The organism is Neptunicoccus sediminis (genome assembly GCF_001719615.1).
GTDB classification, from domain to species: Bacteria; Pseudomonadota; Alphaproteobacteria; order Rhodobacterales; family Rhodobacteraceae; genus Amylibacter; species Amylibacter sediminis.
In genome coordinates, this window is sequence record NZ_MDVX01000011.1 from 267,387 (window position 1) to 293,101 (window position 25,715).

Below are 25,715 nucleotides of genomic sequence, written 5' to 3' on the forward strand. Positions count from 1 at the left end.
ACGGGTATCATGAACATTGCACGCGGTTCCATCGAGCGTCCGATCCTGACGTGGCTGGTCATTCTTGGCTGTCTTCTGGGCGGACTCTGGGGGTTTTCCTCGCTCGGGCGGTTGGAAGATCCCGCCTTTACCATCAAAACAGCGGTGGTTGTGACCCGATACCCGGGGGCGGATGCCGAACATGTGGCGCGCGAAGTCTCTGAACCGATTGAATCCGAGCTTCAGAAAATGGCCGAAGTGGACGAAGTCCGCTCTATGAACCAGCCGGGTCTGTCCTGGATCACGGTCGATATGAAGAACACGTATAGCGGTGCGGAACTGCCAGAGATTTGGACCAAACTGCGCAACCGCGTCGGAAATGCCACCCTGCCCAGCGGGACGAGCACGCCTTTTGTGAACGACAGTTTCGGGGATGTTTACGGTATTTATTACGCCGTAACTGCACCCGGTTTCACAGATTCAGAGGTTTACGACCTTTCGACCTTTCTGCGGCGTGAACTGCTGGCCGTCGACGGTGTAGCGGATGTGAACCTTGCCGGGGTGCCAAACGAGATCATCTACGTGGAACCGGACCTTGTTCTGAATGTGAACCAGAACGTCCCGCCCGCCGCCATTCAAGGGGCTTTGTCGGCGGCTAATTCTGTCAGTGACGGCGGCTCGATCCAGTCGGCGGCGGGGCGTACGCTCATTCAAGGGCCCGAAGGGGACGATACGGTCGAAGAAATCGCCGCGCTGTCTGTAGGGGTTGGCGGCAAGGTGTTGAACCTTGGTGATTTCTCCAGCGTAACGCGGCAGCGGGAACAAAATCCCGACCTGATCATCCGCCATGACGGGATGGACGCCTTCACGCTTGGGGTCGCTGGTCTGAGCAGCGAAAACATCGTCGAGGTCGGCGCCAGGGTGGATGCGAAACTGGCAGAGCTGGCGCCGCAAATTCCGGTCGGTGTGGGGCTGCATCCGATTTATCAGCAACATATTATCGTGGACGAAGCCTCTCGCAATTTTCTGGTGAACCTTGCCATGTCCGTTGCCATCGTGGTTGCGGTGCTGGCGATTTTCATGGGACCACGGGCGGCGATTGTGGTTGGCGCGACGCTGCTGCTGACGGTTGTGGGCACGTTGTTTTTCATGGCGATTTTCTCGATCGAGATGGAGCGGATTTCTCTTGGTGCGTTGATCATCGCTATGGGGATGCTGGTGGATAATGCCATCGTTATCGCAGAAGGCATGCAGATCTCCATGCGTCAGGGCAAGACATCCCGTGAGGCGGCCGCAGATGCGGCCAGCAAGACGCAAATTCCCCTGCTTGGCGCCACGGTTATCGGCATCATGGCCTTTGCGGGCATCGGCCTTAGCCCTGATGCAACGGGGGAGTTCCTGTTCTCGCTTTTTGCAGTGATCGGTATCTCTTTGATGCTGTCATGGTTGCTGGCCCTGACAGCTACGCCGCTGCTGGGTCATTATTTTTTCAAACAGGGGGACGGCAGTGTTACGGATGCTTACGGCGGTCTTTTGTTTCGCGTCTACGGAAAGGTGCTGCGCTTTTGTCTGACCCTGTGGTGGGCGATGATCCCTGCGTTGCTGGCCATTACGGTGGTGTGTTTTGCGCTGTTCGGTCAGGTGAAACAACAGTTCTTCCCCGACAGCAACACGCCGCTTTTCTTTGTGCATTACAAACTCGCACAGGGGGCTTCGATCCACGAAACCTCACGTGATCTGGGTGTGATGGAGGACTGGCTCGACGGGCATAAGGACGTGTTGGCCTATACATCCTATTCCGGTCAGGGGGCCTCCCGGTTCATGCTGACCTATCAGTCCGAGAACCCGAACCCGAGCTATGGCCACATCATTGTACGCACCCCAACCGTGGATAAAATCGGACCTCTCATCGCAGAGTTTCAGGATTTCGCAGCGACGGCCCTGCCCCAGGGAGAGTTCCGCGCCAAGCGGCTTGCCTTTGGGCCGGGGGGCGGCGATCCGATTCAGGTGCGCTTTTCCGGCACGGATCCTGTGGTCTTGCGTGAACTGGCGCAACAGGCTGCGACCCGTCTGACAGAGGCGTCGCCCAACATCGTGGCGCCGCGGATCGACTGGCGGGAAATGGAACAGGTGCTGCGTCCGCTCTATGCTACGGATCGCGCAAAAGAGGCGGGGATCGCGCGGGACGATCTGACGGGCACGCTGCTGTTTGCAACAGAAGGCAAACGCACAGGTATATTCCGTGAGGGCGAACGGCAGATTCCGATTGTCATGCGGGCCGATCCGGATGCGGAACTGGCATTGACCGACCATCTGATCTACTCGGAAAGCGGGCAGACCTATGTGCCGCTGGCCCAAATCATTGACGGCTTTACCTTTGATCCGCAAAACACACTGGTGATGCGGCGAGACCGCAGGTTGACCATCACGGTCGGGGCGGATGTAGCCAAAGGTCTGACAGCCGCAGAGGTACAGGCCGAGGTTCAGAACACCATCGACACCATGCCGCTGCCTGCGGGTTACAATATGGCGTGGGGCGGAGAGCTGGAAAGCTCTACCGAAGCGCAGGCCAGCCTTGCGCAGCAACTGCCGCTGAGCCTTGTGGTGATGGTGCTGATTTCCATTCTGCTGTTCAATGCGCTGCGCCAGCCGCTGATTATCTGGCTGTTGGTGCCAATGTCGGTAAACGGTGTTTCTCTGGCGCTGCTCGGGACCGGCTTGCCCTTTACCTTCACCGCGCTGTTGGGGCTATTGTCCCTGTCGGGAATGCTGATCAAGAACGGTATCGTGCTGGTAGAAGAGATCGACATCGTACGCGCAGAACGGCCTGACCGGAGCCTGAAAGAATCAATCGTCAGCGCTTCGACCTCACGCCTGCGTCCTGTGATCCTTGCTGCCGCGACCACGATCTTGGGGATGATCCCGCTGATCTGGGACGCATTCTTCCAGTCGATGGCGGTGACGATAATGGGGGGGCTTGCCTTTGCCTCGATCCTGACCCTGATCGCAGCGCCGGTGTTCTATTACGCTTTTTTCCCCACCGCGCGCAAAGCCGGTTAACGGGGCAGGGCGTTCATCAAAAAAACAGCGCGGCGGTTAGCGTCGCGCTGTTTCAAGGTGTTCTGCCGCTTCGATCCGCGCCAGTTCCTGTTTCAAAATCCCGACATTGCGCCGGTGGGATTTGAAGGCCACGTCAAACAGATCCCCGACCAGTGGTATACTGCCAAACAGCATGTCCACGCCAGTATTCACGGCGATCTTTACCTTGGCCCGCTTGCGTGCACCGATCCTGTGGGCCTCGTAAAACATGACTGCGCCGGGTCCGGCGGTGACAAGGTCGCCAACGCCCGGAATAAACCCGAGGATGGAATCCCAGCCGACCGGAATGCCAAAGACGCGGAACCGCGCGTCCAGCTTGTCGGCCAGTCGCTCCAGCCGTTCTATGCGGGCACGGCGGCTTTCAGCCTCACGCGGGGGGGCGGGGCGGTTAACGGCGGGCGATGATGTAGACAGCATGAACGATCCCTGGGATATAGCCGAGAAGTGTGAGCAGAATGTTAAGCCAGAAATGCTTGCCCAGCCCGACTTCAAGAAAAACGCCGAGCGGTGGCAGCAGAATAGCGATGATAATTTTGATAAGGTCCATTTGACTTCCTAAAAGTGACTTCCTTGGAAATTAAACGCACGAAAGGGGCATCGGGTTCCGGTGGAATTGAATTTCGCTGTCGTCCATGTTCAGTCGCAAGGCATGATGCGGTGCATCCCAACGTCAAAGACAGGGTTCCCCTGCGTGGAAACCCTGTCTGAAGTATGGCTGCCAGTGGTTATTCCGCAGCTTGCCGTGCGGTGCGGGCAGGTTTTGGCACCTCGGATTTACCCGCGGGCCAACCTTCTCTTTGTTTCGCACGGTCGCCGTCAACTTCCTCGGTTTGATCGTGGAACAGATGCACTTGCGTTGGGTAGGGCATGTCGATGCCTTCCTCGTCCAGCGCCTTATAGACGGCCTGCAGAACATCGCCAAAAGTGTGAATCTGACTTGCACGGTCGGATTTCGTCCACCAGCGCAGACGGACCACATTTGCGGAATCGCCCAGTTCGATCGGAATGGTTTCAGGCTCCGGATCGCTGCACACACCGGACACGCCAGCGCAGGTCTTGAGCATCAAATCGCGGGCTTTGTCCCAGTCATCGTTGCATCCGATGCCGATGTCATATTCGGAACGACGGGTTTCAAAGGCCGTATTCACTACAACGCTGTCGGTATAGATGTCGGCATTGGGTATCACCACGCGGCGCCCGTCATAGGTCTTTATCAGCGTCGCCCGCGTTTCAATCCGCTCTACTGTGCCTTCATGCCCACCGGACACAATCTGGTCGCCAATCTCAAAGGGCTGGCGCAGCAGGATGAGGATACCAGCCAGCATATTTTGCAGGATGTCCTTGAAGGCAAAGCCGATGGCAACGGAACTGACCCCCAAGCCGGCGATCAGATCTCCGGGCGAAATTGTGGGCGCGACGATGGTGACTGCAAGCATGACACCGACGATAATAATCGCCCATTTCACCAGTGACCCGCCCACATCGGCAAGACTGGGCCGGTCCTGTTTTTCGGCATAGCGCCTGACAAGTGAACTGATGCCCCGTGCAATCAGCCAGAATATGACCAGCACCACAATCGCCACCGCAATATTGGGCAGCAATCGAAACAGGCCATCCAGCCAAGCGTCAATCTTATCAAATATAAGACCGGGGTTTGTGTCCACTTCATCCATGTGCGTTTCCTTACTGTTGATACTCATTGAATTAGGCTGGGTGTCCGGATTGGCAAATTCCCGCTAAAGGCGCATCAATCGCGCCATGTTTAACGGCGGGGTCACGGACTGAGCGCGCGTCCCCGCGCGATAAACAATCGGGCCAGCGTGACCACGGCAACTATGGCGATCAGCCCAAGATAACGTTCGTAAATTCCGTCAATTCCGGTGGGCAGAAAAAAGAAGACCGGCGCTGAGATCGTCCAGACAACAGCGACCCCGATCAGCATCACCCCGTAAAACCGGCCCGCGCGATAGGCACCTTTCGCCATCAAAAGGGGGATCAGCGTCATCAGCGCCCCGAGCACGTAGACAAGATAAATATGGATAACCACGCCATCCTTGTCACTGTCGCCGTATTCATTGCGGGCGCCGATCAGAAAGACGATCAATCCCAGAAGGGCGAAGCCTGCGGACCCGAGGCTCCAACCCCAACCGCCCAGATGCACATGGGCGGACAGTAATGCGATTGCGATGAGCGCGGCAGCAAAGGCATAGATGCCAATATCGACGATAAATTCATATTTGCCCGCGCCAAGGTCACTGATCGTGTCTGCAATCCAGTCGTGATCGGGAACGACGAAATCAGCCACAAGGATCGACAGGCCAAGCACGGCGCAGCCGAAAATGGCGAAAGCACCAAGGCCGATAAGAAATCTTGGCTGGTCATGAACCTGCGGGGTCGTGGCTTCATCTGACATGGCTCGGGCCCTCGCCTGTTTGTGCTGGTTGAAACTGCGTCAGGGGGTTTGGTGTCCTGCCGTGTTCCCGTCTGCTTTGCAAAAGAACGTGCGGTGTCGGGAATTGGTTCCCGTATTGTGGTCTTGGAAATGGAAATTGCGCTGTTTCGGCGCGATTTTTGGTGTAGCACGTTGGCCAGAGGATAACCGCGCCAAAGGACAGTCCATGAATATTGTCGAAGCCTCCATCGCTGATTTGCGTCTTGCGCTAGCGAACGGAACCACCACCAGTGTCGAACTGGTGTCCGCCTATCTGGACCGGATTTCAAGGCTCGACCAAGCCGGACCCTGTTTGAATGCTGTGCCGGTTCTCAACCCTGATGCGCTGCAAGAGGCGCAAGCCTCTGATGCACGCCGCAAGGCGGGGCGCTGTCTCGGGCCGCTTGACGGGATACCGTATACGGCAAAGAACAGCTACAAGGTCAAAGGGTTGACGGTGGCCGCCGGATCCCCTGCCTTTGCGAATCTTGTGGCACAGGATGACGCTTTTGCCATCTCGCGGTTGCGCGGGGCCGGCGCGATCCTCTTGGGGCTGACCAATATGCCGCCGATGGCCAATGGTGGTATGCAGAGGGGGCTCTTTGGTCGGGCGGAATCCCCTTATAATCCGCAGTATTTGACGGCGGCATTTGCATCGGGTTCGTCCAATGGATCAGGCACCGCGACGGCTGCGAGCTTTGCCGCCTTCGGGCTGGCGGAAGAAACATGGTCGAGCGGACGTGCCCCTGCGGCGAACAACGGTTTGTGCGCCTATACTCCCAGTCGCGGGGTGATTTCAGTGCGTGGCAACTGGCCTTTGGTGCCCACGATGGATGTGGTGGTGCCCCACACCCGTAGCATGGCGGATATGCTGGAACTGCTTGATGTTCTGGTAGCTGATGATCCGGACACGCGCGGCGACCTGTGGCGGCGGCAGCCTTGGGTGCCTCTGCCAGCGGCCTCTGACATCCGGCCCGACTCTTATGCAGCACTGGCAGGGGGGGCTTTGCGCGGAAAACGCTTTGGCGTGCCTGCCATGTATATCAACGCGGACCCGCTGGCGGGTACGGCGCAAGGCGGTGGCATCGGGGGGCCGACAGGCCGGAAAATCCGCACACGAGAGTCTGTCATGGTCCTTTGGGATGCCGCACGCAAGGCGCTTCAGTCAGAGGGCGCAGAGGTTGTCGTCGTCGATTTTCCAGCCGTGACGAACTATGAGGGGGATCGCCCCGACGCGCCCAAGATCACCACCCGTGACCTGCTGCCTGCGGGGTATCTGAAACGGGAGATTGCCGATCTGTCGGCTTGGGCGTGGGATGATTTCTTGAAAGCGAACGGGGATGCGCGGATTCCCGATCTGGCAGCGGTGGACGGATCGCAAATCTTCCCCGCACCTGAAGGGGCCTTGCCGGACCGCTACACTGGTTTTGAAGATGACATCGCAGATTATCCAGCCCATGCGCGGACTTATCCGGTGGACAGCTTTCTTGACATACCGTTGATCGAAGAAGGTTTGCGCGGATTGGAAGCGATCAGACGCGCGGATCTTGAAGACTGGATGGACGGGTTGGAACTGGATGCTGTGGTGTTTCCGGCGGTGGCGGATGTGGGTCCGGCCGATGCGGATGTGACACCGGAATCTGCGGAAAAGGCATGGCAAAACGGGGTTTGGGTGGCGAATGGCAATCTTGCGATCCGCCATCTGGGTATCCCGACGGTCACGGTTCCAATGGGCATGATGTCCGACATCCATATGCCCGCAGGTCTGACCTTTGCGGGACGCGCCTATTCCGACAATGCCCTGCTGTCCTACGCCTGCGCTTTTGAGCGGACCGGACCCTACCGCATGCCGCCCCCACTCTGACACCGCCTCAGTTATTATAAACAGAACCGTCACGCATCCCCGCGTGATTCCCTGCGCTGTGCCAATGCAGACATCAGCGCAGTGCCGGAAAGCCTCAAGTCCTTAAGATCCTGACATCTGGCGACCTAGCTATCGCACGGATTCTAAAGAGAAACCGTCCTCGTCCTGCTTTTTAAGTGACATTGTCACTGAATTTACGTGACATTGTCACGCAATATGGTACACATGTTAATCAGGAGGACGGGAAATGCCGAAAGATAAGTTGACCAGCGACACCGCACCAATGACCGGGGAGTCCCCGATTGAGAATCTTTCAGAGGCTCTCAGCTTTCGCATTTCCCGTCTCGCCGCGATTAACGAAAGAAACGGCTCCCATCACTTTCGCAACCATCTCGGTGTAAACCTGTCGGAGTGGCGGGTTATCGGTCTGGTGGCCGAGTATGAACCGATGCTGACAAGTGCACTGCGCGACATTCTGGTAACAGATCACGGATTGCTCAGTCGTATCGTAAAGGAACTGGTTTCACGGGGTTTGCTGATCAGCCAGCCCTGTGCGGCGGACAAGCGGCAGACGGAACTCTCTCTTACGCCAGAGGGCCGCGACCTGCACAACAACTGCATTCCCTTCACCATAGAGCGCAACGCGGTAATGGCCTCTGTGCTGTCACCCGAAGAACAAGCGGAACTCTACCGTCTGCTCGATGTGATGATTGCCCATAACGCCGCCTTGTTGAAAGCCAAACAGGACCTGAAATCATGACCGACACACCGCTGGCCCCTGCCAACCCGCTTCAGTCGTTCGGTCGGGCTCTGGCTGTGGTGTTTTCACTGCTCATCATTTCGGTCATCGCGTTTTTTGTCATTGACGAGGCCAACGCCCGTTTCGGGGTTATGGCGATCAGCCTTGCGGTGGTCGCGCTAACCTCTGACAAGGGGCGGATGGGCCGTTTGGGATGGGCGCTTGATCTGGGTCTGGTGCTGGCATTTCTTTACTCGGCCATCTGGTTTTTCCGCGTGAAGGAAGAACTCTATACCGGATTTTTCACCGCGACCCCTGAAAATATTGTGGCAGGGCTGGCAGGTATGCTGGCGATCCTCGTGCTGTCGACCCGCGCTTGGGGCGTGTCCCTTGCGATCATGGCCGTGGTCTTTGTGCTCTTCGGGTTTGCCGGTCCCTATATGCCAGGCATTCTGGAACATTTTGGTATGGATATGGCCGGTTTCATGCAGATCGGCTGGTATTCCTTTGACGGGGTGTTTGGTCGTGTGACCGGACTGGTGGCGGATAATGTGCTTATCTTTCTGATCTTCGGTGCGGTGCTGGAACGGACAGGCGCGGGCGAGAGTCTGATCCATCTGTCCACCGCCCTGACCGCCCGAATTCGCGGCGGCGCGGCCCATGCGGCCATCGTAGCTTCGGCCGTCTTTGGCATGATGAGCGGAAGCGTCGCCGCCAATATTGCAGGGACCGGTGTGTTTACCATTCCGATGATCAAGCGGCAGGGATTTTCCAAGAACTTTGCAGGGGCGGTTGAAACCGCCGCGTCCTCGGGCGGGCAGTTGACGCCGCCGATCATGGCCGCTGCGGTGTTTGTTATGGCCGATCTGGTGGGCATGCCCTTTGTGATGGTTATGGCGGCGGCGGCGATCCCTGCGCTGTTCAAATACATCGGCCTGTTCGCACAGGTCTATGCCGAGGCGATCCGCCTGGACATCAAGAACCTGCCAGAAGACCAGATCCCCCAGATCACCAAACGGGACTGGCTGAATTCCGCGCTGGTCTTCGTGCCTATCGGGGCGTTGATGGTGGCCTTTATTTCCGGCAAAAGCCCGGCAATGGCCGGTCTGTTCGGCCTCGTTACTGCGATCATTATGGGGGCGCTGCTGAACCCTGATTTCCGGCGAGAGCCGAAGCGGATCGTCCATGCGTTTGCGGACGGGGGTGTCAGTGCGGCGCAGATTATTCTGGCGGTCGGCGTGATCGGCATCGTTCTGGCTGGGGTGAATGAAACAGGCGTGGCGATCCGGTTCGCAACTTCCATCGCCGCTGCGGGGGAGAGCAGCCTGATCCTTGCACTGATCCTTGCCATGTTCGGAGCGCTGATCCTTGGAATGGGGCTGCCGACCCTGCCCGCCTATCTGATCATTGCGATCATGATTGCCCCGGCCATTATCAAAGCGGGCGTAGAGCCGATTGCAGCCCATATGTTCGTGCTCTATTTCGCGGTCTATTCCTCTATCGTGCCGCCGATTGCCTATGGATGCTACGTGGCTGCGCCGATAGCGGGCGGCAATCCGCTGGCCACGTCCTTTGTTGCCCTGCGCATCTCGGTGATCGGTCTGGTGGTGCCTTATGTGTTCGTCTATTCGCCGTCGATCCTGCTGGTGGCAGACGGATTTTCATGGGTGGAATTTGCCTGCACGGTCCTGCGGTTGCTCGCGGCGGTCTGGATGCTGGCCAGTGCTTTGGGCGGGGCCGATCCGCGCTTGGGACGGCTGGGAACCGGTCAACGCAGCATCCGGCTGGTGGTGGGGGCCGCTGCAATGATGCCGCTGATCTACATCTGGGCGCCTGCGGTTATCGCGACCCTTGCGGTGGGGCTGTTTTCCAAAACGACAGCACCCGCAGTCCCCCTGAGACACTGAACTTTTTTGACATCAAGCAACGGGAGTAAACTTGAATGAAGAATATTCTAACCAAAGCAAAAGGCGTCACGTTGGCCGGATTACTGGCAGCCTCGCTGCCCGCAACTGCCGCCTTCGCTGATCTTTACAAAGTCACATCCACCGCACCGGGCATGTCGCCTTTTGTGGTAAATACAGCCATCGCAAAAGTGGTTAACAAACACGTTGATGATGTGGAGTTTCAGGTTCGCGCGACTGGGGCGGCGACCAAACACATGGTTGATGCGGGTCAGGGGAAAGTGGACTTTCTTTTCGGGTCCTCCACGATCAACTGGCTGATGGCAGAAAACATCGGTCCTTTCAAAAACATGAAAAACGCGCCGGAGCTGGAAAAGAACATCGGCATGATTTTTGCCTACCAGATCGGGCCGTATCATTACGTCACGCGGGCAGATTCCGGTATCGAAACGCTTGCCGATCTGAAAGGACGCACGGTGTTTGCCGGACCTCCGGGCGGGGCTGCGAAAAGCGTGGTGTTGCGCAATATCGAGGCCGCAACCGGGATCAAAGCGGATGAGATGGACGTTCAGACCTTTGGCTTTGATGCCGCAATTCAGGCGTTTCAGGACGACAAGATCGACGTGATCATCCTGCCCACCAATATGCCAAGCCCGCCGATCCAGCAATTTGCGCTGACCAAGAAAATCCGCATGCTCGACGTGGATATTGACAAGCTGACCATCAACGCAGCAACCGGTGGCACGGTCAACACCATCCCCGCAGACACCTACGGCAGCAATCAGATGGGCGGCGATGCCCGTACCCACGGGGCTGTGGTCAACTTCTCTGCCGGAATGCATGTGGATGAAGAGGTGGTCTATCAGGTCACAAAGGCAATCTGGGAAAACATCGCAGAGATCCATGAAACGGCGATCTGGATGCCCTCGACCGTGCGCAAGGAAGATGCTTTGCAACAGATTGCAAGCCGCCTGCACCCTGGCGCGGAACGCTACTACCGCGAGATGGGTTGGGAAATTCCCGAGCCCGTGACCTTTGGCAAAGCGGACTGATCCAATCGACCGACCTGCGCCCGGTGCCAGACTGGCAGGGCGCAGGTCAGACCCGTTATAACCGCACATAATCGCCTGCCGCCCATACTGACAAACCCCGAACGACACAAACGCGAGAGACTTCATGGACGATACCACAGACAGAGATTTCACCGGCGATCCGCTGTTGTCCCTCCAAGCCTATGAGGTGGTCGATCTGCTGAAACGCAAGGAAGTCTCTCCTGCGGAGCTATTGGACGCAAGTTTTGCGCGTATCGAAGCGGTCAGCCCTGCGATCAACGCCACCCCTACGGTTTGCCCTGACCGTGCCTACAAAGCGGCGGCCGATCTGGACATTGAGCACGCAAATCGTGCGGGCTGGCTGGGCGGGCTGCCGCTGGGGATTAAAGACCTCACTCCGGTTGAGGGGGTGCGCACCACTTTTGGCACCCGAAGGCTGGCCGACAATATACCCGCCGCCAGTGACCCTCTGGTGACACGGCTGGAGACGCGCGGTGGCATCGTGGTTGGCAAAACCAACACGCCGGAATTTGGCGCGGGGGGCAACACCTTTAACGATGTTTTCGGTCCGACCCGCAATCCGTGGGACACAACACTGAACGCGGGCGGCTCTTCTGGCGGGGCGGCGGCGTCGCTGGCCGCCGGAGAGGTCTGGCTCAGCCACGGGTCCGATCACGGCGGCAGCCTGCGCACGCCAGCCGCATTTTGCGGGATTGTCGGTATGCGCCCCAGCCCCGGACGGATCAGCAGCGGCAATTTTGACAATCTTTATATGATCGAAGGGGCGCAGGGGCCTATGGCGCGCTCCACACGGGATTGCGCCTTGTTTCTGGACGCGATGGCGGGTTTCGATGCGCGCTATCCCTTGTCTATCCCCGCGCCCGAGACGTCCTTTCAGGATGCGGTGCTGCGGGCCGACGGAAAGCTGCGCATTGCCTATTCACCGGATCTGAACGGATTTTCGCCCGTGGATATCGAGGTTCGGGACCATCTTGACGGGGTGCTGGCGCTGCTGTCGCGCAATGGTGCAGTTGTGGAGCAAACCTGCCCCGACCTGAGCGGGCTGGAGACCGCCTATCGCAGCTTGCGCGGTTTGATGTGGGCGGCGATGGGGCAGGGGGTCAAACCCGAAATCCGCGCCCACTTCAAAGAAACGCTGGAAGAAAATATCGCCAGCGGCGAAGCCTTGGGTGTCGCGGATATAGCCGCCGCCCACCGGACGCGCTCTGCGATTTATACCAAAATGGTTGGGCTGTTCGAAGATTTCGACGTGCTGGCCTGTCCCACCGTCGGCTGTCTGCCCCACCCCCAGAGCGAGGAATGGGTGCGCAATGTGGGCGGGGTGGTCTTTGAGGATTATCTCGGTTGGCTGCGCTTTGCCTATCTTGCAACGGTTACAGGATTGCCCGCGATTTCCGTGCCTGTCGGTCTCGGCCCGCGCGGCCTGCCCGTTGCGATCCAACTGATTGGCAAGCCGCGCGGAGAGGCCGGACTGCTTGCCGCCGCCCGTGCGGTGGAACTGGCGGTTGGCGGGCCGTTGGGACCGATTGACCCGAAGGTAACACATATGGCCACCGGCGGGTGACTGACGGGCTGTAACGGAGAAAGGCGCTGACATGCAAAAGGCCGATACGGTTTATCTGGGGGGCAACATTCTGACACTGGACCCCGCGCAACCGGACGCGCAGGCCATTGCCCTTGCTGGCGGTCGGGTGTTGGCCTGTGGCAAGGACCACGACATCGAAAACCTCGCAGGGCCGCAGACGCGGGTTGTCCGGCTTGGCGGTCGGTTTGTCATGCCCGGTCTGATCGAGTCCCATACCCATGCGTTGTGGGGGGCGTGCCGCGATCTGTTTGAAGTCTACGTCGGCTATACGGCCACATCTGGGGCGTTGGCGCAGGCGCTGCGCCAGCGGACGGTACAAACCGAAAAGGGGCAGTGGATTAGCGGCGGGCCGTGGCGCTATGAGATGCGCGATGACCTCGGGACGACACCGCGGGACTGGCTGGACACTCTGGCGCCAGCGCATCCGGTGGCCCTGTTTGACACCAGCCAGCACGCGGTCTGGTGCAACAGTCTGGCGCTGTCCCTTTGCGGCTATGACGAAGACACCCCGCCGCCGGATGGCGGCGTGATAGAGCGGGACGCGAACGGCAGGCTAAGCGGTATGCTGGCGGAAGCCGCCCTCGCCCCCGTGCGTCACAGCATCAGGGAAACACCAAAGCAACTGCAACAGGCCTGTGACTATGCGCTGCGCTATCTCAACAGCTTGGGATATACCGGATTCAGGGAACCAATGGCGGACGAACGCACGCTGGCCGCCTATGCCGAGGCCTGTGATGCGGGACGTTGGAGCCTGCACGGGGCGGCCCATATCACCGCCTATTCTCCCCTGACAGACGGCAATGTTCCATTAGCGGAAATTGACCGCATGCGCGAAACCTACGCGCGGGAAGATCTGCGGTTGGGCTATGCAAAACTGTTTCTCGACGGGGTTGCGCCAGCCCATACCGCGTCTTTTCTTGACCCTTATCAACCTACAAACGGTTACGATCCGGCAGTGCACGATCCTGACGCAACGCTGCTGATGTCTCCATCCGTTTTGAACGACCGGGTGGCAGAGCTGGATCGTCACGGCTATGTGGTCAAGATGCACGCAGTCGGAGACAATGCGATCCGCAAGGGGCTGGACGCGATTGAGGCGGCGCGGAAGGCGAACGGGTTTTCAGGTTTGCGTCATGAAATCGCTCATTCCGCCTTTGTCAGCGACCTGGATCTGCCCCGCTTTGCCGCGCTGGAGGCCGTTGCCGAAGTCTCTCCGAAACTCTGGATGCCCAATGCCGCGACGCACTCGCAAAAGGCGGTGCTGAGTGCGGAGCAGATGGGCCGTTTACACCGCATCCGCGATCTGCTGGATGCGGAGGCGGAAGTCATATTTGCCACCGACTGGCCCGCAAGTGCGCCGGATGCCGACCCTTGGAGCGGGCTTGCGGGCATGTTGAACCGACAGGATCCGACGCAACACTTTGCGGGAAGCCTGAACGCTGCGCAGTCGATCCCGCTGGAAAAAGCGTTGGACCTGTTTACAAAGAACGCCGCCCGCGCCATCGGTTTGGCGGGAATGACTTCGGTGTTAAATCGGGGGGCGTTCGCGGATTTCATCATTCTTGACAAGGATTTAAGAAATCTGAACCCACAGGAGATTGCCGCCATCGAAGTGCAGGAAACAGTCTGGAAAGGGCAAACCGTTTTCGCGCGGTAGCGATGGGTTTTAACTGCAAAGACAGCGTTCTGCCAACGCTTCGATGTTGCTCCTCTTGACTGGATCACTCCCAAAGTTGGCAAAGTCTGGATCGCGGGACGGCACGTTATTGCGAGTAGTTCGCAAAAACTGTTGACAGTTGCGAGTGATTTGCATTTACAGGAGGCAGATTTCAGTTGCAGGAGAACATGATGCTTCCCCGTTTTGTTAAAAAGATCTGGATTGCGGCGGTTGTTGCCGTTGCCGCGACCGCCGTTCAAGCGGATGGGAAAATGAAGGTGGTTACAACCTTTACCGTGCTCGCGGATATGGCGGCAAATGTAGCGGGGGAGGCGGCAGAGGTGGTGTCCATCACCAAACCCGGTGCCGAGATTCATGGCTATGAACCCACACCCCAAGACATCGTGCGGGCCTATGATGCGGATTTGATTTTGTGGAACGGTATGAATCTGGAGCTGTGGTTCGAGCAATTCCTCTCCAACATGAAAGACGTTCCCGCTGCCACATTAACTGACGGGATTGTGCCGATTTCAATTTCTTCGGGCAGCTATGAAGGCAAGCCCAATCCCCACGCGTGGATGGGGCTCGACACGGCGCTGGTCTATATCGACAATATCGCCAAAGCCTTCGTTGCGCAGGATCCGGACAATGCCGAAACCTACACCACCAATGCGCAGGCTTATAAGGAAAAGCTTCGCGCCACCATCGAGCCGCTGCGCAGTGCGATTGCCGCGATTCCGGCAGAGCGCCGCTGGCTGGTGACATGCGAGGGCGCGTTCAGCTATCTGGCGCGGGATTTCGGGCTGAAGGAAATGTATCTCTGGCCGATGAACGCGGATCAGGTCGGCACGCCGCAACAGGTGCGCGCGGTCATTGACGGGGTGCGCGAGCATGACATTCCGGTCGTGTTTTGCGAAAGCACGGTAAACACCGCACCTGCAAAACAGGTCGCCCGTGAAACCGGCGCGGCGTTCGGCGGGGTTCTTTACGTTGACAGTCTTAGCGCGCCGGACGGTCCCGTTCCAACCTATCTCGATCTGCTGAGCGTAACGGCACGGACCGTGGCAGAGGGGCTGGCGGGGGCTGCCAAGTGACCTACATGCGAAAGGGTCGGTCCTGCGCACAGGCAGCCGCAGGGTATTTGATTTGAAATCTACGGCATTGCTGCCAAAGGAATTGTGATGGGCGACGAGGCAACACGAAACGGACCGGACGGGCAGAGCAGCACTGCGGGCATCCGTGTGCACGACCTGACCGTCAGCTACCGAAACGGGCACACCGCGTTGTGGGACGCCAGTTTTGAGGTGCCGCGCGGCACCGTGACGGCGCTTGTCGGGGTGAATGGGGCGGGGAAATCCACGCTGTTCAAGTCGATTATGGGCTTTGTGCCCGCTGCAAAAGGGTCGATCAAAATCCTCGGGCTGGATGTGAAACAGGCGCTGGCAAAAAACCTTGTCGCCTATGTCCCACAATCCGAAGAGGTCGATTGGGCCTTTCCTGTGCTGGTGGAAGACGTGGTGATGATGGGGCGTTACGGCCATATGGGTTTCCTTCGCCGCCCGAAGAAAGCCGATCACGACGCGGTCGATCTGGCGCTGCAACGGGTCAATATGCAGGAATTCAGAAAGCGCCAGATCGGGGAGCTTTCGGGCGGGCAGCGCAAGCGGGTTTTTCTTGCACGGTCACTGGCGCAGGACGGTCAGGTGATCCTGCTGGACGAACCGTTCACGGGGGTGGATGTCAAAACGGAAGAGCAAATCATCCGGTTGCTGCGAGAACTGCGCGACGAGGGGCGGGTGATGCTGGTTTCCACCCATAACCTCGGGTCAGTGCCAGAGTTTTGCGACCGGACCGTGCTGGTGAAAGGGACGGTTCTGGCCCACGGGCGGACCGAGACCACCTTTACCCGTGAGAATCTCGAGATGGCCTTTGGCGGCGTGCTGCGCCACTTTACCCTTGGCGGTGAGGCCCTGCACGACGACGATGACGTCCGCTCTGTCACCATCTTCACCGATGACGAACGTCCGTTGGTGCAGTATGACGACAAGACCCAGCGCACCAAGCGGGGCAGATGATGGACTATCTGTTAGAGCCTTTTTCCTACGGCTATATGACCAACGCCATGTGGGTCTCGGCGCTGGTCGGGGGGGTCTGCGCGTTTCTGTCGGCCTATCTGATGCTGAAAGGCTGGTCACTGATCGGGGATGCGCTGTCTCATTCGGTGGTGCCCGGCGTGGCAGGAGCCTATATCCTTGGCCTTCCCTTTGCGTTGGGTGCCTTTATCGCGGGCGGGCTGGCGGCAGGGGCGATGTTGTTTCTTTCCGAACGCTCCGGCCTGAAAGTCGATGTGATTATCGGTCTAATCTTCACGTCCTTCTTTGGATTGGGGCTGTTTATCGTCTCGGTCAATCCGATGTCCGTTTCGATCCAGACCATCACTATGGGCAATATTCTGGCGATCACACCAGAGGACACGCTGCAACTGGCAATCATCGGATTTGTGTCCCTTGCGGTTCTGGTGGCCAAATGGAAAGACCTGATGGTTACGTTCTTTGATGAAAATCATGCACGCACCATCGGCCTGCGTCCGGGTATGTTAAAAGCGGTGTTTTTCATCCTGTTGTCTGCCTGCGTGGTGGCCGCGATGCAAACGGTTGGTGCCTTTCTGGTGATTGCTTTGGTGGTGACGCCGGGTGCTACGGCCTATCTGCTGTGCGACAGGTTTCCGCGCCTGATCGTGGTGTCTGTCGCCATCGGTTCGATCACCAGCTTTCTGGGCGCATATGTCAGCTATTTCCTCAACGGTGCCACTGGCGGGATCATTGTAACCTTGCAAACCTTGATCTTCCTTGTGGTCTTTGTCTTTGCTCCGATACACGGTTTGCTGGCGGCCAAACGCAAAGCCAGACAGGCGCTGGTGCGGGGTCCTGCGGGCCAAATGGCGGAGTTCAAAGGATGACAATGGAAACCCTGCTGTTGCCGTTCCAGTTTCCCTTTATGCAGAACGCCTTTTTGATTTCCGTAATCGTTTCGGTGCCCACAGCGTTGCTGTCCTGTTTTCTGGTGATGAAAGGCTGGGCGCTGATGGGGGATGCGGTCAGCCATGCGGTGCTGCCCGGAATTGTGCTGGCTTATATCCTTGGCATTCCGCTTATCATCGGGGCGTTTGTGGCGGGTATGACCTGCGCGCTGGCGACCGGCTATTTGTCAACGAACAGTCGGGTCAAGCAGGATACGTTGATGGGGGTGGTGTTCTCGGGCATGTTCGGGTTTGGCATTGTGCTTTATGTCTCGGTCGAAACCAACGCCCATCTCGATCATATCCTGTTTGGCAATATGCTGGGCGTCGGGGCGCAGGACCTGTGGACTGCGGGGATCATCGCGCTGGGGGTGGGTCTGATCCTGACGCTGAAATGGAAGGACTGGCTGTTGCACAGCTTTGATCCGGCCCAAGCCCGCGCGTCGGGGCTTTGGGTGAACTGGCTGCATTACGGGATGCTTGCTGCCTTGTCGCTGACCATTGTGGCAACGCTCTCGGCGGCGGGGCTGATCCTTGCGATCGGGTTGCTGATCGCACCGGGCGCGATTGCGTTCCTGATCGTGCGCAAATTCTCTACCATGCTTTGGGTGTCGGTGGTGGTCTGTATGGCGTCTATGCTGCTGGGAACCTATGCCAGCTTTTTCCTCGACAGCGCCCCTGCGCCGACGGTTATCCTGATTATGACCGTGCTGTTCATCGCTGCGTTTATCCGCCGCCAACTGGTGACACGGCGCATGTCCCTTCAGCGGCGGGGGGACGGGCAGGGGGTCTAGGCCAGCAATCCCTTAACGATCGTATCGGCCATCGTGTCCACGATCCGTGCCTGATCCGCGCGGCTTTGTTCGGGGCGGATGCGGTACCAGTCCACCAGAGAGTTAAGCGCCCCCATAATGGCACGGCCCGAAATCGCCACATCCGGCACGCAGAGTGTGCCGTCCTCCTGACCCTTTTGCAGAACCGCACGATAGAGGTTTTCATATTCGTTGCGCCGCGCGATCAATGCCCGCAGCACTTCGTGATCTTCTTTGGATGCCTGCCCGTGAAGATAGACGTTCACCCCCTGCCGGATACTGCGCTGAAAGGGCAGGGTGTCCATCATCACCCACCCGTGGGCCTTGGCCATTTCCAGCAGTTTCATATCGGCGGGCATGGGTTGGTCCACAATGGGCAGCACGGCGTCAAAACAGAATTGCATCGCCTGACGGTACACCGCAAAGAAGATTTCGTCCTTAGAGCGGAAGTGGTGGTACACCCGTCCCTTGGTCGCGCCAAGCTCTGCGGCCATATGGTCCATCGTGGCCTTTTCCAGCCCGTATTTCATAAAGCAGACCGCTGCGGCCTGAATAATCTGGCGCCGGTTTTCCAGCTGACGTTTGGTTAATCTGGTGCTTTGTTCGTCCATGTAAATTCCGGCGTATGGGTCTTACCTAGGGGAAGGTGCAAGGTTTTTACCCCCAGAAACAGCCCCTATTTTCAACTGTGCAAGTCTGACGTTACGGAAGTCAAGCAAAGAGCGATGGAAGTGCCTTGACACTTGCGGGCGCAAGTTGGTGTATAAACATACTGACGGGAATGTTTTTGCGGCAGGTCCCTGACACGGGATTTGACGCATGCGCTTGGGGGGCTTTTTGATCCGTTTTGATGGGTCCGAGACCCCTGTGCACCGCAAGGATTTCTAACGAATTATCGCTCGGGAGGAGCAACTATGACGCGCATTACGAATTTGAAAACCATCGCTGGCGCCGCACTCGGTACGGTTCTGACGGTGGCAACACCGCTGGCCGCGCAGGAGCGGTTGAACTTTGCCTATGGCTACCCCAACACCTCTGCCATCGGGATCGCTGTTGACGCATATGCAGACGCGGTTGCTGAAAAATCCGGCGGCAATGTCAAGCTGAAGGGCTTTCCCATGTCCCTGCTTAGCCTGCCTGAAACCAGCCCCGGTGTGCGGGACGGTCTGGCGGATGCCGGCTTTGTTCTGACGCCCTATTACGCCGCAGAATACAGCACCAACCTGTTCCTGCACGAAATGAACCTGCTGATCAATCTGGCAGAAAACCCCAACGGGAAAGAGCCTCTGGCCTTTACCGGCGCGATGCTGGAATACACGTTCAACGATTGTCCTGAATGTATGGCCGAGTTCAAGGCGCAAAATCAGGTTTACACCGCCGGTGGCGTGACGCCGCTTTACAACCTGCTTTGTAAGGATGTGAAAGTTACCTCTGTCGAAGACCTCAAAGGTAAACGGCTCAGGGCCGGTGGTGCGGGTTTTGTGCGTTTTGCCGAAGAGTTCGGCGCACAGGGCGTTCGCCTGCCGGTGAACGAAGTTTATGAGGCGTTGGATCAGGGGATCCTTGATTGCGCAATGCTCAGCGCGCCGGAACTGACCAACTACAACCTGCATGAGGTTGTCACTGACATTACGCTGGGTGTCCCCGGGGGTGCATTCGCCGGGGTCGCTTCGGCCAATATCAACGCGGACCGCTGGAAAGCCATGAGCACCGAAGACCGCAAGGCGCTGTTGTGGGGGGGTAGCCACATCACAGCCGGCGTGACCTGGGGCTTTTACAGTGATGACGCAAACGCGATCCAGCATGCAAAAGACAACGGCATCAACATCTACCAGCCGGAAGCCGAACTGACCGAAGCAGTGCAAGCCTTTGTTAAAAAGGATCTGGCTACAGTGTCGGCCCTGTTCAAAGACTCCTACGGTGTGGCCCGCGCGGATGAAATTGCCGCTGCTTTCCCGCCGCTTCTGGAAAAATGGTATGGTCTGGTTGCCGATGTTGAGAACAAGGAACAGTTGCAGCAGCTTTATTGGGATCAGGTGATTTCCAAAATTGATGCTGAAACCTACGGCCAGTAACTTTCCTGCGGGGCACTGAACTGTGGTGCCCCGTTTTCCTACTTACTGTTCTTTAAGGGTCCCGTTATGAAACCCATCGGCAAATTAATCTCTTGGGCCAATGTCTCGGCCTCCGGCATTGCCGGAATACTTGTAATCTTCATGGTGATCCATGTCTCGGCGGATGTGACAATGCGCTATGTGTTCGAGCAGCCGATGGATTCCACGATCCTCTATGTCTCGGCCTTTTACATGGTGGCCATCGCCTTTCTGCCCCTTGGCAGCGTTGAGGAACACAACGGCCATATCGCGGTGGAACTGCTGGTCGAGAATTTTCCCGACAAATTGCAATCTATCCTGTTATTGATCGCAACTGTGATCACCGCCTTTGTCACTGCAGCGGTAGCCGTGCGCACCGGACAGGAGGCTTGGGCGAAATATCTCACGGGTGCCTATTCAATTGAATCCGGCGGCAAGGTAATCACCTGGCCGACCTATCTTTCGCTGCCCGTCGGCTTTGGACTGATGGCTATTGTTTCTGCGTGGAAAGCGATTGCGATGATGACCGGCAAGGACAGCGGACTAAGCGGTTTCGTTGTGGAAGACCCCTATCTGACGGAAGAAAACAAGAATGTCTGACTTTGAAATTGCCGGGCTTTTCATCGGTGCGCTGTTCTTCCTGATTATGATGCGGATACCGATTGGGGTGTCCCTGATCGCAGTGTCTTTCTGTGGCTTGTGGTCGATGTTCAACTGGAACATCGCCTGGGGTTCGCTGGGGATTGTGCCCTATAACTTTGCCAATAGCTGGGTTCTCAGTTCTATCCCCGCTTTCCTGTTGATGGGGTTCATCTGTTATCACACGCGCCTGACCCAAGGGTTGTTCAACGCCGCGCAGATCTGGCTTTCAGGTCTTCCAGGCGGTCTGGCCATCGCCTCGGTCTTTGGCTGTGCAGGCTTTGCCGCTGTGACCGGATCATCCGTCGCCTGTTCTGCAGCGATGGGTAAAATCGCAGTGCCTGAAATGATGCGCAACCGCTATAGCGCAGAGCTTGCAACGGGGACTGTGGCGGCTGCGGGCACCATCGGGGCGCTGATCCCGCCGTCAATCCTGATGATCCTTTATGGCATCATCTCGCGCCAGTCTGTCAGCCAGTTGTTTCTGGGCGGTCTGGTTGTGGGGGGCATCACGCTGGTCGCCTATGTGCTGCTGATCCTGATCCGCGTCAAACTGAACCCGAGCCTTGCCCCCGCTGTTCACGGCAACAAAGCAACCCGTGCGGAAAAGATCAAAGCCCTTGGCCAGACTTGGCCGGTGCTGTTGATCGTGATCGGGGTTTTCGCAGGTCTGTTTGGCGGCGCCTTTACCCCGACCGAAGCGGGTGCCATTGGTGCGCTGTTGTCTATGGTGGTTGCAGCACTTTACCGGACCCTGACGTTCAAAGCCCTGCGCATGGCGCTGGTTGAGACCATCACCACAACCGCAGCGCTGCTGATCATCGCAGTCGGGGCAAGCCTGCTGACACGGTTCCTTGCCCTGTCGGGCATCGGGGATGCGCTGTCGTCGTCGGTACTGTCCTTTGGCGTGTCGCCGGTGTTCATCATGTTCGGGATCGTGATTGTCTATCTGATCCTCGGGATGATGCTGGAACCAGTAGGCGCGATGCTGTTGACCCTGCCGATCATGCTGCCGCTGGTAGAAGAGACCGGATTTAGCCTGTTGTGGTTCGGTGTCGTGCTGGTGAAACTGCTGGAGATCGGCATGATCACCCCGCCGATGGGGATGAATGTGTTTGTGATCAAGGGTGTGGTGGGCAAGGTTGCCTCGCTCACCACAATTTTCCGCGGTGTGTTCTGGTTCGTTGTTGTGGACCTGCTGATCGTGGCCCTGCTGATCGCCGTGCCTGATGTTGTGCTGTTCCTGCCAAAATGGGCAGGGTAACACCCGCCGTCCTGCCGCCCTGTGCGCGCTAAACCTTTGAAGCAGACCCGCCCCGAAACGGGCGGGTTTGTTGCGTCTGACGGTCCGGTTTCCGGCCTAAAGCACTTTGCACAGCACGGGCCGTCACGCGCCATAGCGCACCCCGCGATACACGACCCTGTGAAACTTTCAGTGATTTCGCGCCACGCGGATTGACCTTCACGCCGATATACCGCAAACGTATCCCCGATGGTTCCAAGGCATCGAATATGTGTCTTGGATGAAAAGGGAATACGGTGAGGAATAGCTGAACAGCGCCAAATCCGTAACTGCCCCCGCAACTGTAAGCGGTGAGTGCCCCCGAAAATACCACTGGGCCAATAATCGGCTTGGGAAGGTCGGGGAAAACGCTAATCCGCAAGTCAGGAGACCTGCCATCAACGGTGCTTTGGCGCCGTCAGTGTAATTCTATTCAGACGGGGTGTCTGACTGGTAGACCATGATGAAGCCTTGGGTCTTTTCCCGCTTTCAACTGCATGTCTGTCCAGCATCCCCCCGTATGTTCGCGGAGGGCGGTATGGAACATAAATGTCGTGGCCTGTTATGAAGGCGGCTGAAATCGAAGTGATTGGCGCAAGCTGGGCACCATGCAAATCAACCCGCCCTGTCCTGCATCCGACGAGTTTTCGTGTCGGGGCCGGTCGGGTCTTGGGCGTTGTCGGCCCGAACGGAGCAGGCAAATCCACACTGCTGCGGTTGCTTTACAGGTTTCAAAAACCCCACAGCGGACAGATCAGGGTGGACGGACAGGACATCTGGGCGATGAGCGCACGTTCCGCTGCAAAACGCATCGCAGCGGTATTGCAGGAACAAGCCTCGACCTTCGGCCTATCCGTGCGCGAGATCGTGCGCCTTGGCAGAACGCCCCACCGGCGGGCGCTGACAGGTGCGACAGGCAGTGACGAAAGGATTGTCAGCCAGATCCTCGAGTCTCTTGGTCTGCAAGATTTCGCAGACCGTGATTTCGGCACGCTTTCAGGCGGAGAGCGGCAGCGCGTCATGGTGGCACGGGCTTTGGCGCAGGAACCGCAGGTCCTTATCCTTGACGAGCCGACCAACCATCTTGATGTGCGCCACCAGCTTGAAGTTGTTTCCCTCATCCGTGGTCTTGGCCTAACTATTGTGGTGTCGCTGCATGACCTGAACATGGCAAACGGTCTGTGCGACGATGTGCTGGTTCTCAAGAACGGGTATTCGCAGGGGTTCGGGCCGCCGCGTACACTGCTGACCGACAGGCTGGTCTCTGACACTTTTCGGGTCGAGGCCCGACGCGAAAAGCTCGCGCCAAGCGGTACACCCCATTTCTCTTTCAGCCTTCCAATTTGATGCGGAGCCTACCCATGAAATTTACTTTTATCGCGCCAGTTGTCATGTGCATTGCCGGGGGCGCTTTGGCGCAGACCACGGTTCAAAGCTGCGATCGTCAGGTCACGTTTGATGCGCCCCCGAAAGCGGCGATTTCAAATGATGTGAACCTCACCGAGATGATGCTGGTGCTGGGTCTGGCGGAATCGATGGTCGGCTATACCGGCATTTCCGGTTGGCGCACGCTAGACGAGAATATGACGGCCGGGATTGAGGCATTGCCGGAACTGTCCGCGAAATACCCCTCCAAGGAAGTCCTGATCGGTGCCGATGCGGATTTTTATTTCGCGGGCTGGAACTATGGTATGAAAGTCGGCGGTGAGGTGACGCCCGAAACTTTGGCACCCTATGGCATCAACGTTTACGAGCTTACCGAGAGCTGCATCCATATGGGCAGCAAAGACGCCGCCTCGCTAGAGGATATGTATACCGACCTGCGCAATCTTGGCGCGATCTTTGGCGTGTCGGATCGGGCCGAAGCGCTGGTCACGGGATACCAGCAAGAGCTTGCAAGCTTTTTGGCCGGATTGCCCGAACTGGAAGCCGCCCCGCGTGTGTTTGTCTATGACAGCGGCAAGGATGTGCCGTTTACGGCGGGCCGCTATGCCATGCCGAACGCGCTGATAGAGGCGGCAGGGGGCACCAACATCATGAATGACTTTGAAAAAAGCTGGGCCACTGTCGGATGGGAGGCCGTGGTAGAGCGTAATCCCGAAGTCATAGTGATCGTGAACTATGGAGAGGTGACGGCGGATCAGAAAATTGCCTTTCTGAAAGGCAATCCGGCCTTTGCGGATATTGATGCGGTGCGCAACGACCGCTTTGTTGTGCTTGAGTATGTCGAGGCGACACCCGGACCGCGCAACATCAAAGCGGTCAAATCCCTCGCCGCTGCATTGCGGGCAGAGTAACGGCCCATGACGGTTTCGCGCAAAACGGCCCCCGCGCGGGCACGGAGCACGCGGGGTTTCTGGATCACGAGCCTTTGCGGTTTCGCGATCCTTTTCGCGTCTGTGTCCATCGCTGTCAGCGTCGGGGCTGTGTCCGTTCCGTTTGAAACCGTTTGGGGTATTCTGATCAACAAGATTGCCCCTGATACGATCCCCGTAGACTGGTCCAAAGGGCGTGAAGCCATTGTCTGGGACATCCGGCTGCCCCGCGCAATTCTGGCCTGTCTGGTTGGGGCAGGGCTTGGGATGGTTGGGGCGAGCCTTCAGGCGGTCACGCGCAATCCGCTGGCCGACCCGCATCTGCTGGGCATTTCGGCGGGCGGGGCCTGCGGTGCGATACTCGCGCTGCTGCACACGGGGTTGTTTCTGGGGCTTTTGACCGTACCACTACTGGCCTTTCTCGGATCGCTCGGGGCGACACTGCTGGTGCTTGCGGTGTCCCAATTCGCCTCTGCCACCAGCGCGGACCGGCTGGTGCTTGCAGGTGTGGCGGTGTCTTTCGTGGTGATGTCAGGGGCCAACGTCCTGATCTATCTGGGCGACCCGCGCGCAACGCATACGGTTGTGTTCTGGATGCTGGGCGGGCTTGGGCTGGCGCGGTGGGACCAGCTTATCTATCCCTTCGGAGTTCTGTTGGTGGCAGGCAGCTTTCTACAACTGAAATCCGCCACCCTGAACGCCATGACTGTGGGGGATGAAACGGCAACCACCCTTGGCATTCCGGTCGCCCGTTTCAGGCTCGGAATTTTTGTGATCGGCGCGTTGATTACCGGCGTGATGGTCGCTTTTTCCGGTATCATCGGGTTTGTCGGTCTGATGATCCCCCATATCGTGCGGCTGATGGTCGGCGGAGACTACCGCCGCCTGCTGCCGCTCTCAGCCCTGTGCGGCGCGGTGTTTCTTGTTTGGGCGGATATTGTCGCGCGGACAGTTATGGCACCGGATGATATGCCCATCGGGATCGTTACAGGCCTAATCGGTGGCGTGTTTTTTGTATGGCTGTTGCGCCAGCGGATGACGTGAACCGGATCGTGGTCCGATACGCCGGTTTGGTCCGCCACGGGTGATAGCGCTTTGGCTTTTTGTGAGCTCACGGTGAAGTGCAGTTCCTAATATCTCGTTTTATTCCAGACGGTTCTGGATTTCCATCAGCTTGGTCTCAAAGACTTCCGCCGGTGTCCGGTAATCCAAGCATTTGCGCGG

At 58.0% G+C, this 25,715-nt stretch carries 22 protein-coding genes and 1 riboswitch; of the genes, 17 read left to right on the forward strand and 5 right to left on the reverse strand.

Annotation, left to right across the window (positions count from 1 at the left end; all coding sequences use genetic code 11):
• Window positions 1–9: 9 nt before the first annotated feature.
• Window positions 10–3,039 (forward strand): efflux RND transporter permease subunit, encoded by a 3,030-nt coding sequence (locus tag BFV97_RS12375; protein WP_069300672.1) that lies wholly within the window; start codon window positions 10–12, stop codon window positions 3,037–3,039.
• A 36-nt stretch (window positions 3,040–3,075) separates the two neighbouring features.
• Here the strand turns inward: BFV97_RS12375 and BFV97_RS12380 are convergent, their stop codons facing one another.
• From BFV97_RS12380 to BFV97_RS12395, 4 genes are all read right to left on the reverse strand, one after another.
• On the reverse strand, window positions 3,076–3,495 hold the full coding sequence (locus tag BFV97_RS12380) for a DUF4112 domain-containing protein (protein ID WP_069300673.1): 420 nt from the start codon (window positions 3,493–3,495) through the stop codon (window positions 3,076–3,078).
• Window positions 3,467–3,625 (reverse strand): YqaE/Pmp3 family membrane protein, encoded by a 159-nt coding sequence (locus tag BFV97_RS12385; protein ID WP_069300674.1) that lies wholly within the window; start codon window positions 3,623–3,625, stop codon window positions 3,467–3,469. The genes BFV97_RS12380 and BFV97_RS12385 overlap by 29 nt, the downstream gene beginning before the upstream one ends.
• A 178-nt stretch (window positions 3,626–3,803) precedes the next feature.
• A complete protein-coding gene (locus BFV97_RS12390; RefSeq protein ID WP_069300675.1) occupies window positions 3,804–4,751 on the reverse strand; it encodes a mechanosensitive ion channel family protein in 948 nt (315 codons plus the stop codon).
• Between the two features lie 101 nt (window positions 4,752–4,852).
• Entirely contained in the window at window positions 4,853–5,491 is a 639-nt protein-coding gene (locus tag BFV97_RS12395; RefSeq protein ID WP_069300676.1) for a DUF998 domain-containing protein, read from the reverse strand.
• Between the two features lie 205 nt (window positions 5,492–5,696).
• On the opposite strand from BFV97_RS12395, the gene BFV97_RS12400 reads away from it, so the two are divergent.
• From BFV97_RS12400 to BFV97_RS12445, 10 genes are all read left to right on the forward strand, one after another.
• A complete protein-coding gene (locus tag BFV97_RS12400; RefSeq protein WP_069300677.1) occupies window positions 5,697–7,373 on the forward strand; it encodes an amidase in 1,677 nt (558 codons plus the stop codon).
• Window positions 7,374–7,620: 247 nt separating this feature from the next.
• Complete coding sequence (locus tag BFV97_RS12405) at window positions 7,621–8,133, forward strand: MarR family winged helix-turn-helix transcriptional regulator (RefSeq protein ID WP_069300678.1); 513 nt, start codon at window positions 7,621–7,623, stop codon at window positions 8,131–8,133.
• Window positions 8,130–10,019, forward strand: coding sequence for a TRAP transporter permease (locus tag BFV97_RS12410; RefSeq protein ID WP_069300679.1), 1,890 nt, complete (start codon window positions 8,130–8,132; stop codon window positions 10,017–10,019). Before BFV97_RS12405 ends, BFV97_RS12410 begins: the two co-directional genes overlap by 4 nt.
• A gap of 35 nt (window positions 10,020–10,054) precedes the next feature.
• Window positions 10,055–11,068, forward strand: a complete 1,014-nt coding sequence (locus BFV97_RS12415; protein ID WP_069300680.1) for a TAXI family TRAP transporter solute-binding subunit — start codon at window positions 10,055–10,057, stop codon at window positions 11,066–11,068.
• Window positions 11,069–11,192: 124 nt separating this feature from the next.
• Window positions 11,193–12,653, forward strand: coding sequence for an amidase (locus BFV97_RS12420; protein WP_083225623.1), 1,461 nt, complete (start codon window positions 11,193–11,195; stop codon window positions 12,651–12,653).
• 31 nt (window positions 12,654–12,684) lie between these two features.
• The gene (locus BFV97_RS12425; protein ID WP_069300681.1) at window positions 12,685–14,331 is read left to right on the forward strand and encodes an amidohydrolase; all 1,647 of its coding nucleotides are present in this window, start codon (window positions 12,685–12,687) and stop codon (window positions 14,329–14,331) included.
• A 191-nt stretch (window positions 14,332–14,522) separates the two neighbouring features.
• On the forward strand, window positions 14,523–15,425 hold the full coding sequence (locus BFV97_RS12430) for a metal ABC transporter substrate-binding protein (protein WP_069300718.1): 903 nt from the start codon (window positions 14,523–14,525) through the stop codon (window positions 15,423–15,425).
• Window positions 15,426–15,512: 87 nt separating this feature from the next.
• Window positions 15,513–16,406 carry a manganese/iron ABC transporter ATP-binding protein gene (locus tag BFV97_RS12435; protein WP_083225624.1) on the forward strand — a complete coding sequence of 298 codons (894 nt, stop codon included), beginning with the start codon at window positions 15,513–15,515 and terminating at the stop codon, window positions 16,404–16,406.
• Window positions 16,406–17,290: a metal ABC transporter permease gene (locus BFV97_RS12440; protein ID WP_069300720.1), complete on the forward strand. Its 885-nt coding sequence runs from the start codon at window positions 16,406–16,408 to the stop codon at window positions 17,288–17,290. The genes BFV97_RS12435 and BFV97_RS12440 overlap by 1 nt, the downstream gene beginning before the upstream one ends.
• Window positions 17,291–17,292: 2 nt before the next feature.
• Window positions 17,293–18,144, forward strand: a complete 852-nt coding sequence (locus BFV97_RS12445; RefSeq protein WP_281200954.1) for a metal ABC transporter permease — start codon at window positions 17,293–17,295, stop codon at window positions 18,142–18,144.
• Here BFV97_RS12445 and BFV97_RS12450 read toward each other — a convergent pair.
• Complete coding sequence (locus BFV97_RS12450; protein ID WP_069300683.1) at window positions 18,141–18,773, reverse strand: TetR/AcrR family transcriptional regulator; 633 nt, start codon at window positions 18,771–18,773, stop codon at window positions 18,141–18,143. The two genes, BFV97_RS12445 and BFV97_RS12450, sit on opposite strands and share 4 nt — an antisense overlap.
• A 303-nt stretch (window positions 18,774–19,076) precedes the next feature.
• On the opposite strand from BFV97_RS12450, the gene BFV97_RS12455 reads away from it, so the two are divergent.
• From BFV97_RS12455 to BFV97_RS12480, 6 genes are all read left to right on the forward strand, one after another.
• A complete protein-coding gene (locus tag BFV97_RS12455; protein ID WP_108721678.1) occupies window positions 19,077–20,237 on the forward strand; it encodes a C4-dicarboxylate TRAP transporter substrate-binding protein in 1,161 nt (386 codons plus the stop codon).
• 66 nt (window positions 20,238–20,303) lie between these two features.
• Window positions 20,304–20,855, forward strand: a complete 552-nt coding sequence (locus BFV97_RS12460; RefSeq protein WP_069300684.1) for a TRAP transporter small permease — start codon at window positions 20,304–20,306, stop codon at window positions 20,853–20,855.
• Window positions 20,848–22,158, forward strand: coding sequence for a TRAP transporter large permease (locus BFV97_RS12465; RefSeq protein WP_069300685.1), 1,311 nt, complete (start codon window positions 20,848–20,850; stop codon window positions 22,156–22,158). The genes BFV97_RS12460 and BFV97_RS12465 overlap by 8 nt, the downstream gene beginning before the upstream one ends.
• A gap of 212 nt (window positions 22,159–22,370) precedes the next feature.
• Window positions 22,371–22,590, forward strand: a riboswitch (cobalamin riboswitch).
• A gap of 150 nt (window positions 22,591–22,740) precedes the next feature.
• Window positions 22,741–23,523, forward strand: coding sequence for an ABC transporter ATP-binding protein (locus BFV97_RS12470; RefSeq protein WP_069300686.1), 783 nt, complete (start codon window positions 22,741–22,743; stop codon window positions 23,521–23,523).
• A gap of 14 nt (window positions 23,524–23,537) precedes the next feature.
• Window positions 23,538–24,473 carry an ABC transporter substrate-binding protein gene (locus BFV97_RS12475; protein WP_069300687.1) on the forward strand — a complete coding sequence of 312 codons (936 nt, stop codon included), beginning with the start codon at window positions 23,538–23,540 and terminating at the stop codon, window positions 24,471–24,473.
• A gap of 6 nt (window positions 24,474–24,479) precedes the next feature.
• Window positions 24,480–25,535 (forward strand): FecCD family ABC transporter permease, encoded by a 1,056-nt coding sequence (locus BFV97_RS12480; protein WP_069300688.1) that lies wholly within the window; start codon window positions 24,480–24,482, stop codon window positions 25,533–25,535.
• Window positions 25,536–25,715: the final 180 nt, after the last annotated feature.

What these genes read in the sequence shown, in the direction of transcription:
- BFV97_RS12445 (WP_281200954.1), top strand. Translation starts at nt 17,293, where the DNA reads ATGGAAACCCTGCTGTTGCCGTTCCAGTTTCCCTTTATGCAGAACGCC.
- BFV97_RS12475 (WP_069300687.1), top strand. Translation starts at nt 23,538, where the DNA reads ATGAAATTTACTTTTATCGCGCCAGTTGTCATGTGCATTGCCGGGGGC.
- BFV97_RS12395 (WP_069300676.1), bottom strand. Translation starts at nt 5,491, where the DNA reads ATGTCAGATGAAGCCACGACCCCGCAGGTTCATGACCAGCCAAGATTT.
- BFV97_RS12380 (WP_069300673.1), bottom strand. Translation starts at nt 3,495, where the DNA reads ATGCTGTCTACATCATCGCCCGCCGTTAACCGCCCCGCCCCCCCGCGT.
- BFV97_RS12425 (WP_069300681.1), top strand. Translation starts at nt 12,685, where the DNA reads ATGCAAAAGGCCGATACGGTTTATCTGGGGGGCAACATTCTGACACTG.
- BFV97_RS12385 (WP_069300674.1), bottom strand. Translation starts at nt 3,625, where the DNA reads ATGGACCTTATCAAAATTATCATCGCTATTCTGCTGCCACCGCTCGGC.
- BFV97_RS12465 (WP_069300685.1), top strand. Translation starts at nt 20,848, where the DNA reads ATGTCTGACTTTGAAATTGCCGGGCTTTTCATCGGTGCGCTGTTCTTC.
- BFV97_RS12435 (WP_083225624.1), top strand. Translation starts at nt 15,513, where the DNA reads ATGGGCGACGAGGCAACACGAAACGGACCGGACGGGCAGAGCAGCACT.
- BFV97_RS12480 (WP_069300688.1), top strand. Translation starts at nt 24,480, where the DNA reads ATGACGGTTTCGCGCAAAACGGCCCCCGCGCGGGCACGGAGCACGCGG.
- BFV97_RS12440 (WP_069300720.1), top strand. Translation starts at nt 16,406, where the DNA reads ATGGACTATCTGTTAGAGCCTTTTTCCTACGGCTATATGACCAACGCC.
- BFV97_RS12460 (WP_069300684.1), top strand. Translation starts at nt 20,304, where the DNA reads ATGAAACCCATCGGCAAATTAATCTCTTGGGCCAATGTCTCGGCCTCC.
- BFV97_RS12390 (WP_069300675.1), bottom strand. Translation starts at nt 4,751, where the DNA reads ATGGATGAAGTGGACACAAACCCCGGTCTTATATTTGATAAGATTGAC.
- BFV97_RS12400 (WP_069300677.1), top strand. Translation starts at nt 5,697, where the DNA reads ATGAATATTGTCGAAGCCTCCATCGCTGATTTGCGTCTTGCGCTAGCG.
- BFV97_RS12410 (WP_069300679.1), top strand. Translation starts at nt 8,130, where the DNA reads ATGACCGACACACCGCTGGCCCCTGCCAACCCGCTTCAGTCGTTCGGT.
- BFV97_RS12430 (WP_069300718.1), top strand. Translation starts at nt 14,523, where the DNA reads ATGCTTCCCCGTTTTGTTAAAAAGATCTGGATTGCGGCGGTTGTTGCC.
- BFV97_RS12405 (WP_069300678.1), top strand. Translation starts at nt 7,621, where the DNA reads ATGCCGAAAGATAAGTTGACCAGCGACACCGCACCAATGACCGGGGAG.
- BFV97_RS12450 (WP_069300683.1), bottom strand. Translation starts at nt 18,773, where the DNA reads ATGGACGAACAAAGCACCAGATTAACCAAACGTCAGCTGGAAAACCGG.
- BFV97_RS12375 (WP_069300672.1), top strand. Translation starts at nt 10, where the DNA reads ATGAACATTGCACGCGGTTCCATCGAGCGTCCGATCCTGACGTGGCTG.
- BFV97_RS12470 (WP_069300686.1), top strand. Translation starts at nt 22,741, where the DNA reads ATGAAGGCGGCTGAAATCGAAGTGATTGGCGCAAGCTGGGCACCATGC.
- BFV97_RS12420 (WP_083225623.1), top strand. Translation starts at nt 11,193, where the DNA reads ATGGACGATACCACAGACAGAGATTTCACCGGCGATCCGCTGTTGTCC.
- BFV97_RS12415 (WP_069300680.1), top strand. Translation starts at nt 10,055, where the DNA reads ATGAAGAATATTCTAACCAAAGCAAAAGGCGTCACGTTGGCCGGATTA.
- BFV97_RS12455 (WP_108721678.1), top strand. Translation starts at nt 19,077, where the DNA reads ATGACGCGCATTACGAATTTGAAAACCATCGCTGGCGCCGCACTCGGT.